The 4021-nt window shown below is 64.6% G+C and carries 3 protein-coding genes; all 3 read right to left on the bottom strand.

The features are described 5' to 3' along the window. A partial coding sequence (locus VJ604_RS09060) for a 4Fe-4S dicluster domain-containing protein (RefSeq protein WP_324081759.1) occupies positions 1-1387 on the bottom strand: 1387 nt, incomplete at its 3' end. Between the two features lie 164 nt (positions 1388-1551). Further along, positions 1552-2877, bottom strand: a complete 1326-nt coding sequence (locus tag VJ604_RS09055) for an FAD-binding protein (protein WP_324081757.1) — start codon at positions 2875-2877, stop codon at positions 1552-1554. A gap of 107 nt (positions 2878-2984) precedes the next feature. Then, entirely contained in the window at positions 2985-3797 is an 813-nt protein-coding gene (locus VJ604_RS09050) for an electron transfer flavoprotein subunit beta/FixA family protein (RefSeq protein WP_324081756.1), read from the bottom strand. Positions 3798-4021 lie beyond the last annotated feature (224 nt).

Genomic DNA, 4021 nt, shown 5'->3' with positions numbered 1-4021 from the left:
AGCACTTCTCGTCCTTGCCCAGGATCCCCCAGGAGACGCCGGCGGCGTTCAGGACGGTGGCCAGCGACACGGTGACCTGCTTGGCGCGGGAGTCGAAGGAGCCGGCGCAGCCTACGTACAGCAGGTACTCGGTCTCCCCCGCCACGAAGGGGTTCACCTTCATGGTGGAGACCCACTTGCCGCGGTCGGCCGGTGCGATACCCCACGGGTTGGAGCGCTGCTCCATGTTCTCGAAGAGGTTCAACAGCTCCTCGGGGAAGCGCGACTCGTTCTCCACCAGGTGCCGTCTCATCTTGATGATCTTGGGCATCTGCTCGATCAGCACCGGGCAGGCCTCCATGCAGGCGCCGCAGGTGGTGCAGGACCAGATGGCCTCCTCCGTGTTGGTCCCCTCCCCTTCGTCGCCGATCAGCGGCAGGGTACCCTTCCTCCCCTCCTTCAGGGCGGGGCCGTTCTCCAGCAGGTTGGTCTTGATGGCGTGGATGATCTGGCGCGGGTTCAGCGCCTTGCCGGTGTTGGTGGCGGGGCAGGCGGCCTGGCAGCGGCCGCACTCGGTGCAGCTGTAGCCGTCCAGGAGGTCCTTCCAGGTGAAGCGCTCCACGCTCCCCACCCCGTAGACCTCACCCTTGGCGAAGGTCTCGCGCGGCTGGGTGTTCGGCCATTCCAGGCTCGCCAGGTAGCAGTTGGGGATGGCGGTCAGGATGTGCATGTGCTTGCTGTGCGGCAGGAAGCAGAGGAAGGCGAGCAGCACCACCGCGTGCAACCACCAGGAAGCTCCCGCAAGGGTGGCAAGGGTCGAGGGATCGGCAGGGAGCAGGCCGGCCAAGAAGGCGGAGATCGGCATGGCCGAAGCGGCAGGTTCTGCGCCTTGGGCGATCACGGCCGCATGCATGCCGAAGTAGGCGATCATCAACAGGGCGATGAAGGAGAGGATCAGGAAGGCGTCGGGGCTTCTTCCCTTGACGTAGAGGCTGTCCAGCTGCGGCGGCTTCACCAGGATCCTTCTGCCGAAGGCGAGCGCGATGGCCACCAGGGTGAGCAGCGACACGATGTCGAAGGCGAACAAAAGGACCCGGTGCAGCCCCTCGGGGAGCAGCCCCAGGTTCAGGGAAGGCACCACCCCGCTCACCATGAACTCGCCGTTGGCGAGGGCCAGGATCATGAAGGACCAGAAGATCACGAAGTGGTTCAGGCCGAAAGGCTTTTTCACCACCCGCAGCTGGGCGAAGGCGTAGAGGAACATCTCCTTCAGGCGCCGGCCCGGCTGGTCCAGCCTCTGCTCCGACTGTCCCAGGGAGAGCAGGGAGAAACGCTGATAGACGCTCCAGCAGAAAAAGCCCAGCGAGGCCAGCAGAAGCGGCGTGAAGAGAGGGTAATGGGGGATCATACGGTTACCTCTTATATTTCCACAGTGAGAGTCGTTGTTCGCGAAAAGCGCTAGTTCCCTCTCCCGAAGGGGGAGGGTCAGGGAGGGGGAGCCATGCCGGCATCGCCGACAGTGCCCCCCCTACCCGACCTCCCTTCCGGGAGAAGGAGTTTTTTATTGGTGGTTCAGCGCGCGGACCTCGATTCCTTGAGGGCCTTGAGCTTCTTGGTCAGGGCGGGGACGATCTTGAAGATGTCCCCCACGATGCCGTAGGTGGCCACCTCGAAGATGGGGGCCTCGTGATCGCGGTTGATGGCGATCACCACGTCGGAGTCCTGCATGCCGACCAGGTGCTGGATGGCGCCGGAGATGCCGCAGGCGATGTAGACCTTGGGGCGCACCGTTTTGCCGGTCTGCCCCACCTGGCGGTCGGGAGGCATCCAGCCCGCGTCCACCGCGCTTCGGGAAGCGCCTACCACCCCTCCCAGCACGTCGGCCAGCTCCTGCAGCATGGAGAAGTTCTCCTTCGCCATCATGCCGCGTCCGCCGGAGACGATGAACTCGGCGCCGGCGATGTCCACGTCGCTGCCGCCGTGGTCCATCAGGATCTTCAGCACCTTGACCGGGATCTCCTCCTCGCTGACCGGGGCCGCCTCGCGCACGATCTCGCCGGTGGCCCCGGCCTTGAAGTCAGGCATCGGCATCACGTGCGGCCGCACGGTAGCCATCTGGGGGCGGAATTTGTCGCAGACGATGGTGGCCATGATGTTGCCGCCAAAGGCCGGCCGGGTCTGCATCAGGTTCCCCTTGTCGATGGAGAGGCCGGTGCAGTCGGCGGTGAGGCCGGTCTTCACCACGGTGGCCACCACCCCGGCCAGGTCGCGTCCCAGGCCGGTGGCGCCCATCAGGATGATCTCCGGGCGGTACTTCTCGACCAGCGCGCAGACCCCGCGCTGGTAGGCCTCGGTCCGGTAGTGGCGGAGCACCGGGGCATCCATCAGGTAGACCTTGTCGGCGCCGTAGCCGAAGGCCTCCTGGCAGAGCGCCTCCACGCCGTCTCCCATCACCACCGCGGCGAGCTCGCAGTTCCTGGCCTCGGCCAGCTCCTTCCCCTTGCCGAGCAGTTCCCAGGAAACCTTGGCGGCCACCCCTTCGGTCTGCTCGATGAAGACCCAGACGCCGCGGTAGGCGGCCAGCCGCTTCTTGAGGGCGGCCTCCTCCGGGTCCTCCTCGTGGGCTTCGCCCCCCTTGCTGGCGGCGGCTAGCTCCTGCAGGATGCGCAGCTCCTCCGGGGTGAAGGACATCTCCAGCGCCTGTGCGGGGCAGACCTTCACGCACTTGACGCAGCCGATGCATTTCGCGGGGTTGATGATCGGCGCCCCCTGGTCGTCCATCTCGATGGCGTCCACCGGACAGGCGCTCTGGCAGCGGGCACCGCAGGCGATACATTTCCCTTCCAGCAAGACGGCCTTGCCGCGGGGTCTCTTGGGCGGTTTTGAAGCTTCACTCATGTGCGGTTCCTTTTCGTATACGGATAAAGATCAAAGTTTAGGGTGAAAAAATCACGTACCATAACCATCGGTTACCGCTCGCTTCGCACCCTTGTCCCGATCTTTGTTTATAACGCGAGGAGGTCTTTTTCCAGCATCTTGCCGATCAACAGGTCGGCCGCCCCTTCCGGATCGTGGGCGCCGTCCCCCAGGATCTCACCCTTGGCACGCTCGGGGGAGAAGATCCGGCTTACCCAGGTCGGTGAGCCCTTGAGGCCGATGGTGTTCACGTCCAGCTCCAGCACCTGATTGTCCCACACCTCGACGCTGGCCTCCTGCGAGGCGAGCCGCATGGGGACGGTCGGGTAGCGGGGGCGGTTCAGCTCGCGCACCACGGTAAGGAGCACCGGCAGCGGCGCGTCCACCTCCTCGTGGCGTCCCTCCAGCTTTCTCCTGACCCTGATCCTGCGGGAGGCGAGATCGACCTCCTCGACCCGGTCCACCAGGGTGAGCTGGTCGAAGTCGAGCCGGGTGGCGATGCCGGGGCCGACCTGGGCGGTGTCGCCGTCGATGGTCTGCTTGCCGCAGATGACCACCCCGACCTCCTCGTCCTTGGCCAGCCGCTCGATGGCGGCGGAGAGGACCTTGCTGGTCGCCAGGGTGTCGGCGCCGCCGAAGACCCGGTCGGAAAGGAGGATGGCGCGGTCGACCCCCAGGGCCAGCGCCTTTCTCAGGGTCGCCTCAGCGTTGGGGGGGCCCATGGAGATGGCGACCACCTTGAACCCGAAGCGGTCCTTGAACCTGAGCCCCTCCTCCACGGCGTGGGTGTCGTACGGGTTGACGATGAAGGGGACCCCCTCCCGGATCAGGGTGTTGGTGACGGGGTCGATCTGCACCTGGGTGGTATCGGGAACTTGTTTTACGCAAACGACTACCAGCATGGGAACCTCGTTTATCTTTGAATACGTTACAGAGTACCTGAAATCGTTGGAAAAAAGTTGACCTAGGTCAAAGGTGTGCGATCTTCGTGCATGCGTCTGGCCGCACGGTGAGGCGCTGCCAACCAAATGGCGGTTGCATTTTATCGGTCACCCTCTTACTATTGTCAAGTCATTCGAACGCGCACCCCACTGCGGGTGGAGATACATGTCCGAAAACTACATCG

This window comes from Geomonas sp., assembly GCF_035254065.1.
Taxonomy (GTDB): Bacteria; Desulfobacterota; Desulfuromonadia; order Geobacterales; family Geobacteraceae; genus Geomonas.
The sequence above is the reverse complement of the archived record's forward strand: the minus strand, read 5'-3'. Positions and strand labels throughout refer to the sequence as shown.

Excerpts from the sequence above, each read along its gene's own strand:
- VJ604_RS09055 (WP_324081757.1), bottom strand. The coding sequence starts at position 2,877 with ATGAGTGAAGCTTCAAAACCGCCCAAGAGACCCCGCGGCAAGGCCGTC.
- VJ604_RS09050 (WP_324081756.1), bottom strand. The coding sequence starts at position 3,797 with ATGCTGGTAGTCGTTTGCGTAAAACAAGTTCCCGATACCACCCAGGTG.